The sequence below is a fragment of the Dictyobacter sp. Z7_2 genome (genome assembly GCF_057551105.1).
Map to the genome: position 1 here is coordinate 5323887 of NZ_BAAJPE010000002.1, position 14172 is coordinate 5338058.

Sequence of the window (14172 nt, forward strand, 5' to 3'; positions counted from 1 at the left end):
AAGCTTCAGGTATTCAGGAGGGCCAGTTTGTCGTACTTTTTCAGGTGGTAGTAGATTTTCTCGATGGGAATCCCCTGGTTGTACTGCGGTTTATTGAACTGTTCATAATTGGAGTCGCCACAATGATGGAGCGCGATCAAATTCCAGTCGGCATTGAAGCAAGGAGAGCCGGATGAGCCGGGCTGGGTGTTAGTCGTATAGCGCACACGTGTCAGACTTTGATTGGTTTCCATGATGCCGTTGGTCTCGATGGCAAGCATCAAATTGGGAATACCGGGATACTGTAAGATAGAAATCGTGGTCTGAGGAACAAAATCGTGTTCCTCCTCAGGTAATGATATCCAGCCACGTGAAGTATTTGGCACATTACTGATCTGATCATTGCCAGGTGTGCCATCGACGTGTAAAAGAGCATAGTCCAGTTGTTCAGGCTCCGGATCGGCCGGATAAGGTAATGTATCGGCATTACTGTATGTGCTGTGGAAGAGATACCAATCCTGTGCGAGTTCGTAGCGAGCCCCGGCAAATATAGTACTGCCATCGAGAGTCTCTTTGAAATCAAATGTGAGTCGAACTTTTGAAGCCAGATTTGGATGCGTAAAGACTTCCTCCATGATGTGAAAGTTTGTCATTACAACAGCGGGGGCGACGAGGAAACCAGTGCCAGAGAAGCTTCGACTGCCAGAAGCATAGGTGATGCGGCATATGCGTGGAATAATTTGTGTCAGATTTGTCACCCAGAGGTTGACATCGAGCATACTGTGCGCCTCATTGATGATCTGTTCAAACTTTTTCTTGGGATAGTTGGTATATCCCAGGCCAAACAGTCTGGCAAAATCTTGTAAATCAAGATCATCAGGACGAGCGCGTAGAGCGCCGAGCAGGAGGTCGGAAGTCCAACTTCGATCTTCAAATGCATTGATGATACCAAGGACGCGATCAGGCATATCGTTGTTGCCAAAGTAGAGCTGTTCGCGCTGGTGTCCTGTATATAATTGCAGCATATTATCAAAGCTAGTGGAATTGAATGCATGCATCAAAGCTTGTTGAAATTGTAGAAGTTGAGCTGGCGATAGTCTGTTTCTAAGGAGACGCATTGTTTTCCTCCTTTAGAGTTGATGACCGATAAAAATTATGAGCGCTGATTGAATGGCTACGACGAATGATGTACAGGGGTAGATAGTCTGTCGGGACTGATAGCGAAAGGTGCGGTTATGGATAATATTTACGAATGAAATCTTTGTCACCTTGCGAAAGGACGCTGTTCTCCATCACCCCCCAGCCGTTCAATGTCCAGCCAGGATTGATGCGATAGACCATGATTGAGTGAGGATCAAACTCTTCAAATTGGGTTTGGCCTGTAGTGTAGCGATAAAAGACATTGCTCTCGACATCGGCTTCGGACCAGGGAGGGTCCAGAGACTTAAAGTAATTGATGACAACAGGTTTGTTCCACTGGATAGCGGTGATTGGGCTTTGATGCTCATGGATCATGCCAAGGGCGTGACCGAATTCGTGAAGCACAACGGCTGAATATATCTCATCGCGAGAGTCGGGGTAGAGCCAGCCGAACTTCATGGTTGGCAGATTTTTAGGGATTCTCTCGCAGTCTGTCCCAATATAAGATGATGATATTTTACCCTTGAACGAAATACGTATCTGATCTACCTGGGAGGGCTCATGATGGCCAAAGACAAATGTGATATTCGCATATTGGCTCCATTGTTGAGCATAAGCCTCTACTTTTTTGTGTACACGCGGATCGCCATCCATAAAGGTCACATACAAGGTTGTTCCTGTGGGCCAGCTCCTGCTTTTGTCTAAGGCTCCTTCAAAGGGTGTGGATCTCGCTTCACTCGTTGGATGCGGACGGTAACGCAAAGGAAGCGAGCGCTCAAAATAGAATCTAGTTGTGGCTTCGTCCATCTTCTCTGCCCTTTTCTATTGCAATCAGTAAAGCATACGATCTACATGGAAAGAATGATATCTTCTCTGCTCATCATTGATTTTATATAATTGAGTATACTACATTACAAATATATTTATCAATGTGCATATGGAGAACTAGATCAAGAGAAATATTCCTGCTATGTGATAGATGTCTGTATTACGCGGCAATACCTTAGAATGTTGAGTGAGAGACTGCATCGGTATTTTAAGCAGAAGCATAGGATAAGTAGAATTTATTTCTTTGTGATACAATAAACTTTGTTATGTTTTGCTCTCTCGAGTTAGCGAAAGGAATGTACGATGAGTTTTACTGCAGATCATCCCTCGAATGGGGGCACGATTACGACGCAGGATGGCACCAGGATCTATTTTAAGGATTGGGGGAATGCAACCGGACAGCCCGTCGTCTTCAGTCATGGGTGGCCTCTCAATGGCGATGCGTGGGATGAGCAGATGAACTTCGTGGCATCTCATGGCTATCGTGCGATCGCTCATGATCGTCGCGGACACGGCCGCTCCAGTCAGCCATGGGATGGCAACAATATGGATACCTATGCTGATGATCTCTCGACGCTCTTTGAGACGCTCGATCTGAAGAATGCGGTTATGGTGGGCCATTCCACCGGCGGTGGCGAGGTGGCACGTTATATCGGTCGTCACGGCACGTCGCGGGTGGCCAAGGCGGTGCTGGTGGGGGCGGTGCCTCCGTTGATGCTCAAGACGGAGGCGAATCCGGGTGGTCTGCCCATCGATGTCTTTGATGGCCTCCGGGCAAGCGTCTTAGGTGATCGCTCGCAATTCTACAAGGATCTCAGTGCTCCTTTCTATGGGGCTAATCGGCCCGATTCTCAGGTGTCGCAGGGCGTGCGAGATATGTTCTGGCTCTGGTCGATGCAGGTGGGCCTCAAAGGCGCTTTCGATTGTATTAAGGCTTTCTCCGAGACGGACTTTACGGAGGATCTCAAGAAGTTTGATGTTCCGACGTTGGTGATCCATGGAGATGACGATCAGATAGTGCCGATCGGCGCTGCTGGCCTGCTCTCCTCCAAGATCATCAAGGGTGCGACCCTGAAAGTCTATCCGGGAGCGCCTCATGGCCTCACGACGACTCTCAAAGATAAGTTTAATGCTGATCTGCTGGCTTTCTTGAAAGCCTGATCTGAGTATCCTCCATTGCGTTCCTGCTACGCAATGGAGGATGATTTTTTGTGGCTTGCGAAAGCTGCATGGTGACCATCTCTTCTCCACCTCCCTCTGATCTCGCGAAATCCCGGCGAGGGGCATCCCCATCAGAGAACTGAATGACGCCACGGTGTGGATCAATCCATGCTTTCATAACCTCTTCATGCCTGGTTAACAGGTAGGCATCTTCTCATGGTGAAAGGCGGACAAGAGCAGATTGGAGAAGTTTCTTTTCGGCTGCTATTTTATACTTCTTTTAATAATCACTGATCTTTCATGTGTAAAACGTCTAATAAATAAGAGGTGGAAACAATGTTTCATAAACTTGCTGCAACAGTGCTATTCGTACAAGATCTGGCTAAATGTGCGCTGTTTTATCGCGATGTGCTTGGTTTTCAGGTACAGGATAGTGATGCCGGGACGGCTGGGTTCTTACTGGGAGATATGTATTTTCTGTTGCTGGATATTTCAGTGGCAGCACATATGATTGGTGAGGAGGAACGCAATCTGAAAATAAATGGCGGCCCTCGCGGATTTCTGGCTGCTGGTGTTGAGGATGTTGACGCTGTATACGAAAATCTTAAAGCAAAAGGTGTCACGGTTTTCAGTCCTCCGGCCGACCAGTCCTGGGGATTGCGTACGGCATATTTTGCGGACCCAGAAGGTAACCTCTGGGAGATCAATCAAGCTATTGGAGTCAAGCAGGAGCAATGAGTCAGGAACAGTTATTGACCAGGGATGAATTTCGCGAAGCCGTTTTCCAGCGAGATAGGTATAGGTGCGTGTTCTGTGCCAGGCAAGCCAAGGATGCTCATCATATCGTAGAGCGACGACTATGGGGTGATGGAGGCTATTATCTGGAGAACGGTGCTTCAGTTTGCGAGGAACATCATTTGGATTGTGAGCGAACTGACATATCTACAGGTGAAGTACGACGCCGATGTGGTATCGTACATGTGATACTTCCCGAGCATTTTTATGCCGATCAAGAATATGACAAATGGGGCAATATGCTATTGCCTCATGGTTGTCGGAGCAGGGGAGAGTTGTTTTATGATGAAAGCGTACAGAAAGTACTCAAGCATCATCTTAGCGTTTTTACTGAAACAATGATGTATCCGCGTACCTATCACTTACCCTGGTCAGATGGTGTGGATGACGACGATAAGATAATGGAATCAACGTCACAGTTTACTGGCGAACGTGTCGTTATTACGGAGAAGATGGATGGTGAGAATATCACTATGTACCGGGATGACATCCATGCCAGGAGAATCGATAGTATTTCTCATTCAACGCGTTACCCGGTGAAAGATTTTTGGTCCGGTTTCGCGCACGATATACCGGCGACCTGGCGCATCTGTGGCGAGGATCTCTGGACAAAGCATTCTATGAAGTATGAGTATCTTCCATCCTACTTTATGGGGTTTTCTGTATGGAATGATATGAATGAATGCTTGCCCTGGAGTGAAACCATGGAATATTTTGAGTTGCTCAGTATCACGCCAGTTCCGGTTTTATATGAAGGTATATATGATGAAGCTATGATTCGTAAGCTGTATACCTCTGAACAGAGGGATGTCGGCAAGGGATATGTGGTTCGTCTCGCGAAGAAATTCAGCTCTGGCGATTTTAAGCGCGCTGTTGGGAAATATATACGTAAAGAGACCCATCCGGGCAGCAAAACGTTGACTGCAAGGTGATGGGCAGAAGATAGGCATTTAAAAAATACTGAGAAGAGATATGTATATAGTGTAATTTGCAATTAATAATGCATTTTGTTTGTGTTCTACCTTGACATTTAAATCTCTTCTCATGTATATTATGGTCAGGTTGAGATCGCGAGATGTGTAAACGCATTCAAGGAGAAATGGCCTATGAGCTAAGTTCCTCAGCATATTGGTAAATATGAATTATAGGAACTGGCTCAGCTTTGTTTTATGCGCATGAGGGAAAACTATGCAAAAGGAAGGGTCGCCGCGCAGTATTGCGACCATTCATTTTATCAGCGGCCCGCTTGCAGATCAAAATATCGTGATCGAGAAAGCCAGCACGTCATTTGGACGTGGGAAGCAGAACGATATTATCATTGCAGATCCTTCCGTCTCCAGGCAACATGCAAATCTCTCTCAGAGTAATGGTGTATGGAACATAGAAAACCTTTCACAAAGTAGCTCTGTGACGATTGATAAGCGACCTGTAAAGACGCAAGGCACACTGCAAGACAATTGTGTGGTTGGCCTTGGTGGGACGATTCGCTTTGTTTTCCAACTCCAGGTGACTGCGTCGGAAGTGCAACAGCGTACCACGCCTCAGAACATAGAATATGGCAAGCGGGCGGAAGAAGAGGTCAAGACGACGGAGCAAGCCAGAATCTCTGATTTAAATACGATCAGGTTGCCACCCAATATACCTTCTGGTATTAATCCCACCGATACTGTCCTGGCCCCATTAGATACACAACGTGTAGCCACATTAACTGTGAGCAGTAATATTCATAGTGATGTGCGGAAGCATGGACTGGATAAAGCCTCCATAAGCATTGGACGCGATGATGGCAATGATATTGTGATCAAGGAGCCAACTGTTTCGTCCCGACATGCTCAGATTGTCCGGGAAGGCAATGCATTATTCCTGATTCATCCCCATCCATCACGTGAACGAACCCTGAATGGATTGTGGTATCAGGGACAACATATCCTTGGAGATCAGCCGTTGCGTAAGCAGCTGAGCAATGGGGATATCTTCCGCATTGGCGATGAGCATGGGACTCTGATTACTCTTGCCTATAGCGATGGGCATGGACAAGAAAGTGAAGCGTTACCAGAGTTGCGTCCCGTTCCTTTAAATGGCGAGCGTGTAACTATCGGGCGCGTTGAAACGAATACAGTTGTCCTCAACCATCCCCAGGTTTCAAGTCACCATGCAGTGTTAGAAAAGGTGCCTGAAGGGTATCGTGTGATCGATAACAATAGTACGAATCATGTCTATCTGAATAAAGAGCGGGTGAGCAGCCAGTTGCTGCACAGCGGGGATGAGATTCGTATCGGACCCTATCTTCTCATTTATACGGGTACAGAATTGAAGCAGTATGATGAGAGCGCTCATATTCGCATTGATGCCTTGAATCTGAAAAAAAACGGTAACAACGACGTGATTCTGCTCGATGATATCTCTCTGGTCATTCCTCCTCGGAAATTTGTGGCTATTGTGGGTGGATCAGGAGCGGGCAAATCAACACTGATGGATGCCATCAACGGCTTGCGTCCTGCTCAGCAGGGGAGCGTCCTCTATAACGGGGTGGACTATTATCGCAATCTCGCAGCATTCAGTACGCAGCTTGGCTATGTCCCCCAGGATGACATTGTGCATCGGGATCTGACTGTGGATAGAGCACTTTATTATGCCGCCCGCTTGCGTCTGCCAGGCGATTTCTCAAAGGAGCAGATCCAGTGGCGTATTGATGAGGTCCTTGACGATGTGGAGATGACGGATCGTCGTTCGTTGCTGGTGAGCAAACTTTCTGGCGGACAGCGTAAACGCGTGTCAATTGCGCTTGAGCTGTTGGCTAATCCGGGAATTTTCTTTTTGGATGAACCTACATCTGGCCTGGATCCAGGTTTAGATCGTAAAATGATGGTACTGCTGCGCCGTCTGGCGGATAGAGGACGCACGGTCGTCCTGGTGACACACGCGACCAATAATATCAATACTTGCGATTATGTCTGCTTTATGGCTCAGGGTGGGCGACTGGCCTACTTTGGTCCGCCGAACGAGGCAAAAATCTTCTTTGAAAAGACTGATTTTGCTGAGATCTATAGCACGTTGGAGCCAGTTCCAGGCGAGATAGATGTTCCTGCTCAGGCAGCAAGGCGCTTTCTGAATTCGCCCGATTACCAACGTTATGTGGCTGAGCCCTTGCGACAGGAGCCAGTACAACAAATGCAAGCACCAGTGGCGATCAGTCACGCGGCCACGAGGCAGCTCAAAAGGAAGCCAAGAGGTCAGGGTTGGTCTCAATTTGTGTTGCTCTCGACTCGCTATATGGAGTTGCTCAAGAATGATACAGGAAACTTACTCATTCTGATTTTGCAGGCTCCCATTATTGCTACCCTCCTTGTACTGATGCTGCGTTTTGAGGTAGGTTCAGGTATCTTTGACGGAAATAAGCTTGTACAGTGTACTACTCAGATTATGACCGCTTCTGGTCCTTTGTCCCTGCCGCAGAAAGCAGGCCAGGGTGTCCAGGTGAATTGCCAGGTAGTCGCAACGTTTTTGCAGACAGATCCGCAAGGCCAGGCTTTTGCGCATAGTCAGGGAGGCGTCGAGCAGGCGTTGCAGAGCTTCCTTGTTCCAGGGATGGGGATAGATGCTCAGAAGGCTTTGTTTATTATGGCCTTTGCTACGGTGTTGTTTGGTTGTATTAATGGAGCACGCGAAATCGTCAAAGAAGCCGCCATTTATAGGCGCGAACGAGCCGTTAATCTCGGCATTCTGCCCTATATGTTCTCGAAAATCGGTGTGCTGGGAGTGTTTTGTTTGCTGCAAAGTGCCGTACTTGTCCTGGTGATGGAATTGGGGGAGCCGCTGCATCAAGGCGTCTTTCTGCCTCCTCTCCTGGAGACCTATATTACACTGGCATTGACTTCACTGGCTGGCTTGATGATTGGTCTGACTATATCTGCTATCGTCCCCAATACTGATCGCGCTATTAGTTTTGTGCCGATCATTCTTATTCCACAGGTCATTTTTTCAGGGGCGATCCTGGCTCTGAAAGATTGGTTCACGCAGATTCTGGCGGTGGTTTTTCCAACACGTTGGGCTATGACAGCTCTTGGTACTATTCTTGGTATGCATGCCAATACGACCGGGGGGGATAAGTTGTTTGGCAATGGCTATACGTATCAGGGGACCCTGTACTCAATTTACAGTCAGCAGGATGCAATCGATCGTCTTCTGTTGTCCTGGGGGGCATTGGCTGTCACGATCGTGCTGTTAACGTTGGTGATTGGCATTTTTCTGAAACGGAAAGATGTCGGACGATAGTCCCTATTAATAGGATTATCGCCAGGTGCGTCTCCGCTGTGCTGGTTTACGTGAATTTCGATCGCAGGAAACCCAGGCCATTCCTTGCGGTTTCCTGCTTTCTTTGTACGTAGGATGTCATGCAAGCATGCTAATTGTTTTGTGCAATGATACTGTTAATCTGCTTGACCATATTCTCAAGTGTGGGATGAACTGGCTTTTTGCCGGTTAATAGATCGTTCCAGTTGGCTGTGATGACATCATTGGCTTTCGTTGACCAGGGGGCCATGAAACGAATTGCTCCTTTTGTTGGTGTATTGAGAATATAGTTTACGGTGTCGGCAATTGAACTCATTCCTTTGGCCTTCAAGGTTGCATAATAAGTCGAGGATGCTGGCTGGTAGGCGGCTGGAGCAACTGGCGAGCCTGCCAGAATATCTTTCCATCCCTGAGTCTCCAGGTAGGTCATCACTTTCCAAACTGCGTCAGGATTTGAAATCGTACTGGGGGAACAAATGCCAACTGCATCATATAACTGTACCGGTTTGTCAGCCGTCGGCATGGGCGCAAACCCGATCTTGAACGAAGGATTGGAGGTAAGAAACGTGGCTGCACTCCATTGTCCACCCCAGAGCAACGGGAGCTTTCCAGCCAGGAAGGCCGCATTCGTATCACTGATCGTATAGAGAGGGGATGTAAAATTTCCCGCCTTAATCGCACTGATATATTTCTCTAATCCAGTGGTAAACTGTGTATCGGCGATGACTTTTGTCGGGGCAACAATACGATCAGTAAAGGTTGAGCCTCCTGCTGATGCTGCATAGATGCCCAGCAAAAACGGATCAGTATACGGACCAGCGTAAGCGCCATATTGCGTTACTTTATTGCCATTCATTTTTGTCAGCGCTTTGGCGGCTGAGAAGAGGTCGTTATATGTCCAACCAGTGGTTGGAAGAGGGACATTTGAGGCTTTGAGCAACGTTTCATTATAAAAGTAACCATAGGTATTCATCAGCGTTGGCAGGCCATAGAGCTTTGACTTATCCGCAGTATACCAGTTCTGTAATGATACTGGAGCAAAATTGTTTTTATTAAAACCTCCATCTGTCTTATTAATGTAGGTAGACCAGTCATACAGAATACCTTCCTGGCCCCAATTTTGTTCCTCGTCGTTTCCACACCAGAAGAAATCTGGTAAGCTATGCGCTTGAATCATGGACGAAATTTTTTGATCATAATCGCTGCTGGGTGATCCCAGCCTTGATATCGAGATGCTCTTATCGGTAAACTTTTTCATGGCGGTATCAATTGCCGCATTCGTGGTGGTACTTTCCCATGTCATGTATGTCACTGTGTTATTGTTGCTACTGCTCCCGCTACCACAGGCTGCGAAAACGGTTGACAGTACCATAAGGATGATCAGGCTGATAGATGCCTTCCTTGACTTCATATGTATTCTCCTTCCATTGAGAATGAAAACGCTTCGTGCTCTTCAGTAGTGAAGAAACGAATTGTCCCTATTTGGTGACGGTGCCGAGCGCACCTAGTCCTTGCATGAAATAGCGTTGTGCGAGAAAGAATAAGAGTAATGGTGGTAACATATATAGCAGGTTAGTAGCCATGAAATAATTGTACGGAGTCACCGCTACACCCGCGAACATTCCCGCAAATGAGGCTATCCCTAGCGAGAGTGGAAACTTATTATCCGAAATCAGATAGATCAAGGGAGAGAGGTAATCGTTCCAGGATGCCTGGAATGCTAGTATTGCCATAGTGATCCATACTGGCCGTGTCAATGGTACGATAACATACCAGAAAATGGTCCAGTGGCTTGCCCCATCCATTTTTGCAGCCTCGTCATACGAATACGGAATAGCCATGGCATACTGGCGGAAGAGAAAAATGAAGACGGGATTTCCTAACCAGCTGGGAAGAATTAAGGGTATCCAGGTATCATAGAAGCCTAGATTGATCATTAGCCGTACAACTGGAATCAAGCCAATGATTGGTGGTACAAAGATGCTACCAACAAATACTGCGAACCAGAAGCGTCTCCCCGGAAAGCGTATGCGCGACAAGCCATAACCAATGAGCATTGAACTGAAAACGCTACCTGTGGTGCTGAGGATAGAAATGATCACAGTATTCATAAACAGTAGCGGGAAATGGATCTGCTCAGGACCCTGAATGAAGTTCTCAAAGTGGAATTCGTGTGGAAAGAGTTGTGGTGGGAGTGTATGAATGGCGTTTGTACTTTTCAGTGCGACCGTAATCATCCACAGTAAAGGGAAGATCATTAGAATGCTCAAAAGTATACACAATGCGTACCAAGCGATGCGGCTTACGGACATTAATTTTATCGGGTTGTTCTTTGGTACGGACCGCTTCCAGCCTGTCGATCTGACAAGTGTCGAAATTGACATCAAATAGAATCCTTTCTATGCGGAGATCTCAACATGGGTGTGGCGACTTAATCGACGTTGTTCTCTCCAAATACCCAGAGAGAAGAGGCTCGGAACGTCAGTGCGGTGACCGCTAAAATGATGAGGAATAATACCCACACCTCTGCCATCGCGTAGCCAACCTGAGGAAAAGCACTTTGCAGACCATCGGTGTAGATCTTGTACATGAAAAGATAGGTGTCAAAATTGGGGCCGCCATTGGTGAGCACTTTGGCTTGATTGAAAGCTTGAAAGGCGCCAGTCAATTGGAGTATCAATTGAAGGAAGATGATTGGCGAAATCATTGGGAGCGTCATGCGTCTGAACGTGGCAAACATCCCGGCTCCATCAATGCGCGCAGCCTCATAGATTTCTTGCGGGACTGCCTGAAGGCCAGCCAGAAAAATGATCATCGTGCCACCAACTCCCCATAAGCCGATAATCACAATTGACGGCATCGCCATCCGCTCACTGGCCAGCCACAAACTCGTTGGGAGGTGCAGTGCGGACAGTATCACATTTGCGAGGCCAAATAGTGGATCATAGATGTATTTCCAGAGAGTCAGGACTGCAATTCCTGGCAACACAACTGGTAAATACATGATGGTACGAAAGACTTTGACGCCGGGATAGGCGCGGTTCATTAATACCGCTAATAATAATCCCAGCACTAATGTCGTCGGGACACTTAGCAATCCGAAATAGAATGTGGCACGCATCGAGGCCCAAAATGACGGATCTTGGGTGAAGAGATACTGAAAGTTTTGCCAACCAATCCAACGTGGTGCGCTTAAACCATTCCAGTTGGTAAATGCATAGTAGGAAGAGGAAAGCAAGGGATACACGACAAATAAGCACAGGCCTACTATCCCTGGGGTAATAAAGAGATACCCCGCAATGACATCATTCCGATGCCATATGCGCTTGTTCGGCGGCCTCGTTGGGTTGAGTTGCCGACTTGTCACCCGTACATCATTATAAATATGTGTCTTCATTGAACACTTTCTTCGCGCAACACTATTGCGCAATGTGTCGGGGCAATGTGCTGTGTCTTGCATCATAGCAGTGCAGCAAAGCCATCAGTGGCTATTAACATGCATTGAACTGCCGTTCTACCCAGACACTTTGTTAATTCATTGAATTTACTTAGTTGAAATATAACATGAAAAAAGGGGATTCGTCAATATATGGTGATGTAGTAAATACCCTGAAGAGTGGAGCTGTCAAAAATTGGCAACAAGCTTCTTGACTCAATATACCGCATATGTTACCCTTAAAAAAAGATAGCTACTTCCCCTCCAAAAAATCCAACGAATGAACAAAGGTTTGCAATGTACACCACCAGAACAGGAAGCAAAGAGCTTATGCGCGATCTGAATAGGAGTCTGGTGTTGAATATTATCGCAACCCACGGCCCTATTTCACGAGCGCAAGTGGCTCGCCAGGTAAGATTAACGGCCGCGACTATAACAAACATTGTCAATGATTTTGTGAGTGCGGAGCTGGTCGTTGAAGAGGCATCTGACGAATCCAGTGGGGGGCGACCTCCGATCCTTCTGCGTATCAATCCCATCGCTGGCTATGTCATTGGCGTGAAGGTACGTGAATACAAGGTGGTGATGGTGCTCTGTGATCTGGCTTGTACCGCTATATATCAGACCGAGGCAGATCTCACACCCTCAGCTAATTTTCATCAAGTAGTAGAGACGATTATGGCTGCTTTTCATACGTGCCTACAAGAGACAAATATCAACCAACACGATGTATTAGGAATGGGTGTAGGCGTGTCTGGTCTGGTTGATTCTCGTCAAGGTATTGTACGGTACTCTAATTTTTTTCATTGGAGGAATGTCGAGTTGGGGCCGGCGTTAGCGTTGAGGGCGTGCGTGCCGGTGATTATAGAAAACGATGCCAATATGCTTGCACTTGCGGAAAGCCAATTTGGAGCTGGTCGTGCATCATCTGTGTGCCTCCTGGTGACTGTCGGGCATGGAGTAGGGATGGGCCTGGTCATTAACGGTGAACTTTTTCGCGGCGCCTCTGGGAGCGCGGCTGAATTTGGGCATATGACGATGACGCATGCGTCCAACGCGCCTTTGTGTACCTGCGGCAAGCGTGGTTGCCTGGAGGCACTCATCTCCGATTATGCTATTGCTCATGCTGCACTCGATGTTCAATTGGGGTATGCCGACGAGCTGATGATGCAGGCTCTGGTTGAGCGCGCTCAACAAGGTGAGGAAGCGATCGCTGCCATTTTTCAGCGCGCTGGCATCACATTGGGGATTGCGCTGGCTAATCTCATCAATCTTTTTGATCCTGCTCAAATCTTGATCACTGGTGAAGGCCTGCGAGCAGGAGATTTGTTGTTAGGGCCGGCACGAGCGACGATTCCCTATCATCTCTTTGGGAAGCCACGCCCAGAAATTCCTCTGGTGCTACTGACTTCCTCAAATGAGAGTTGGGCGCGCAGTGCTGCCAGTGTTTTCTTGCGTGAAGTTTTTCGGCCTCCAATTTACGAAACCGACAAAACCTTTCCCATCACCACTCTTTTACAGCGCGCAAATGGCCGTATTATCGATGTGAAAAAATAATTATTAACTGGCGGATGCGAGTTCGTTATTGTGAATATTATATCCTTATCTATGGCGAGAAATGGTAGGCTTCTCTGTCTAGTCTACCAGTAAAGAGGAGTGTTGGGTCCAGTACGAGGAGCAGCACAGCCGCGATGCAGCTGTTTTGCTCCTCACTGGCCTATGCTTTGCGCATATATACCTTCAAGGTGAGTGGCGCAAAGATAAGCACGATTGCCACTGCGCCAAGTAGCGTCAGCCAAAAGTCCTGACCAATGGTGCCGTTATTTGCAAGTTGGCGTACCGCCGAGACAAGATGTGAAATGGGATTGAACTTGACAAAGACTTGTAACCAGTCTGGTAAGGTATTTGCCGGTACGAAGGCGTTGGAGAGGAAGGTGAGCGGAAACAGAATGATCATTGAAATCCCTTGCACACTCGATGCTGTTCGGGCGATTACACCGAAGAATGCGAAAACCCAACTGATGCACCAGGATGCAACCATCACCAACACTCCACCAAGCACGATGCCGAGTAGTTCTGGTCGGTAACCTAGGATGTAGCCCATGGTAATCGTCAGTACGGTTGCAATCCCATACCGAATCGTGTCAGCCAGGAGCGCGCCTGCCAGTGGCGAGATGCGTGCGATTGGCAAGGTGCGGAAACGGTTAAACACTCCTTTATCCATGTCTTCGCGTAGTTGCACCCCCGTGACAACCGAGGTGGTGATCACTGTTTGAACCAAAATCCCTGGGATAATGATGGGAAGATAGCTTTTAATATTGCCAGCAATTGCGCCTCCAAAGATGTAAGTAAACATCAAGGTAAAGAGAATTGGCTGTAAGGTCACATCTAAGAACTGTTCGGGTGTGCGGCGCATTTTGCATATACTGCGATACGCCATCATCAACGAGTTACTGAGGGTCTGTTGCAAGCTGACATGGTTTTTCAGGTGGCGCTCTGCAATGGAAGGTATGGCCTGGGCATCTTTCATGGTTTGGGTA

General features: G+C 47.5%; 11 protein-coding genes. 5 read left to right on the top strand and 6 right to left on the bottom strand.

The annotated features are described in order from the left end of the window. Positions 1–5: 5 nt before the first annotated feature. Positions 6–1097, bottom strand: coding sequence for a trypsin-like peptidase domain-containing protein (locus AC27N8_RS35770; protein WP_487074616.1), 1092 nt, complete (start codon positions 1095–1097; stop codon positions 6–8). Between the two features lie 115 nt (positions 1098–1212). Continuing rightward, positions 1213–1926: a zinc metalloprotease gene (locus AC27N8_RS35775; protein ID WP_487074618.1), complete on the bottom strand. Its 714-nt coding sequence runs from the start codon at positions 1924–1926 to the stop codon at positions 1213–1215. Positions 1927–2250: 324 nt separating this feature from the next. On the opposite strand from AC27N8_RS35775, the gene AC27N8_RS35780 reads away from it, so the two are divergent. The 4 genes from AC27N8_RS35780 to AC27N8_RS35795 all read left to right on the top strand — a co-directional run bounded on the left by AC27N8_RS35780 (position 2251) and on the right by AC27N8_RS35795 (position 8178). Further along, entirely contained in the window at positions 2251–3108 is an 858-nt protein-coding gene (locus AC27N8_RS35780; protein WP_487074620.1) for an alpha/beta fold hydrolase, read from the top strand. 336 nt (positions 3109–3444) lie between these two features. Next, the gene (locus AC27N8_RS35785; RefSeq protein ID WP_487074622.1) at positions 3445–3846 is read left to right on the top strand and encodes a VOC family protein; all 402 of its coding nucleotides are present in this window, start codon (positions 3445–3447) and stop codon (positions 3844–3846) included. Next, the gene (locus AC27N8_RS35790) at positions 3843–4835 is read left to right on the top strand and encodes an RNA ligase family protein (RefSeq protein ID WP_487074624.1); all 993 of its coding nucleotides are present in this window, start codon (positions 3843–3845) and stop codon (positions 4833–4835) included. The genes AC27N8_RS35785 and AC27N8_RS35790 overlap by 4 nt, the downstream gene beginning before the upstream one ends. A 256-nt stretch (positions 4836–5091) precedes the next feature. Beyond that, positions 5092–8178 carry an FHA domain-containing protein gene (locus tag AC27N8_RS35795; protein WP_487074626.1) on the top strand — a complete coding sequence of 1029 codons (3087 nt, stop codon included), beginning with the start codon at positions 5092–5094 and terminating at the stop codon, positions 8176–8178. Positions 8179–8308: 130 nt separating this feature from the next. Here AC27N8_RS35795 and AC27N8_RS35800 read toward each other — a convergent pair whose 3' ends face one another. The 3 genes from AC27N8_RS35800 to AC27N8_RS35810 all read right to left on the bottom strand — a co-directional run bounded on the left by AC27N8_RS35800 (position 8309) and on the right by AC27N8_RS35810 (position 11593). Further along, entirely contained in the window at positions 8309–9607 is a 1299-nt protein-coding gene (locus tag AC27N8_RS35800; protein ID WP_487074628.1) for an ABC transporter substrate-binding protein, read from the bottom strand. 67 nt (positions 9608–9674) lie between these two features. Next, on the bottom strand, positions 9675–10580 hold the full coding sequence (locus AC27N8_RS35805) for a carbohydrate ABC transporter permease (RefSeq protein ID WP_487074630.1): 906 nt from the start codon (positions 10578–10580) through the stop codon (positions 9675–9677). A gap of 47 nt (positions 10581–10627) precedes the next feature. After that, positions 10628–11593: a carbohydrate ABC transporter permease gene (locus AC27N8_RS35810; RefSeq protein WP_487074632.1), complete on the bottom strand. Its 966-nt coding sequence runs from the start codon at positions 11591–11593 to the stop codon at positions 10628–10630. 369 nt (positions 11594–11962) lie between these two features. Between AC27N8_RS35810 and AC27N8_RS35815 the strand changes: the two genes are divergently transcribed. Next, positions 11963–13189 (top strand): ROK family protein, encoded by a 1227-nt coding sequence (locus AC27N8_RS35815; RefSeq protein WP_487074634.1) that lies wholly within the window; start codon positions 11963–11965, stop codon positions 13187–13189. A 160-nt stretch (positions 13190–13349) separates the two neighbouring features. Here AC27N8_RS35815 and AC27N8_RS35820 read toward each other — a convergent pair whose 3' ends face one another. Next, positions 13350–14162: an ABC transporter permease gene (locus AC27N8_RS35820; RefSeq protein WP_487074828.1), complete on the bottom strand. Its 813-nt coding sequence runs from the start codon at positions 14160–14162 to the stop codon at positions 13350–13352. Between the last annotated feature and the right edge of the window lie 10 nt (positions 14163–14172).

Coding starts and splice junctions, on each gene's coding strand:
- AC27N8_RS35770 (WP_487074616.1), bottom strand. CDS start 1,097: ATGCGTCTCCTTAGAAACAGACTATCGCCAGCTCAACTTCTACAATTT.
- AC27N8_RS35775 (WP_487074618.1), bottom strand. CDS start 1,926: ATGGACGAAGCCACAACTAGATTCTATTTTGAGCGCTCGCTTCCTTTG.
- AC27N8_RS35780 (WP_487074620.1), top strand. CDS start 2,251: ATGAGTTTTACTGCAGATCATCCCTCGAATGGGGGCACGATTACGACG.
- AC27N8_RS35785 (WP_487074622.1), top strand. CDS start 3,445: ATGTTTCATAAACTTGCTGCAACAGTGCTATTCGTACAAGATCTGGCT.
- AC27N8_RS35790 (WP_487074624.1), top strand. CDS start 3,843: ATGAGTCAGGAACAGTTATTGACCAGGGATGAATTTCGCGAAGCCGTT.
- AC27N8_RS35795 (WP_487074626.1), top strand. CDS start 5,092: ATGCAAAAGGAAGGGTCGCCGCGCAGTATTGCGACCATTCATTTTATC.
- AC27N8_RS35800 (WP_487074628.1), bottom strand. CDS start 9,607: ATGAAGTCAAGGAAGGCATCTATCAGCCTGATCATCCTTATGGTACTG.
- AC27N8_RS35805 (WP_487074630.1), bottom strand. CDS start 10,580: ATGTCAATTTCGACACTTGTCAGATCGACAGGCTGGAAGCGGTCCGTA.
- AC27N8_RS35810 (WP_487074632.1), bottom strand. CDS start 11,593: ATGAAGACACATATTTATAATGATGTACGGGTGACAAGTCGGCAACTC.
- AC27N8_RS35815 (WP_487074634.1), top strand. CDS start 11,963: ATGCGCGATCTGAATAGGAGTCTGGTGTTGAATATTATCGCAACCCAC.
- AC27N8_RS35820 (WP_487074828.1), bottom strand. CDS start 14,162: ATGAAAGATGCCCAGGCCATACCTTCCATTGCAGAGCGCCACCTGAAA.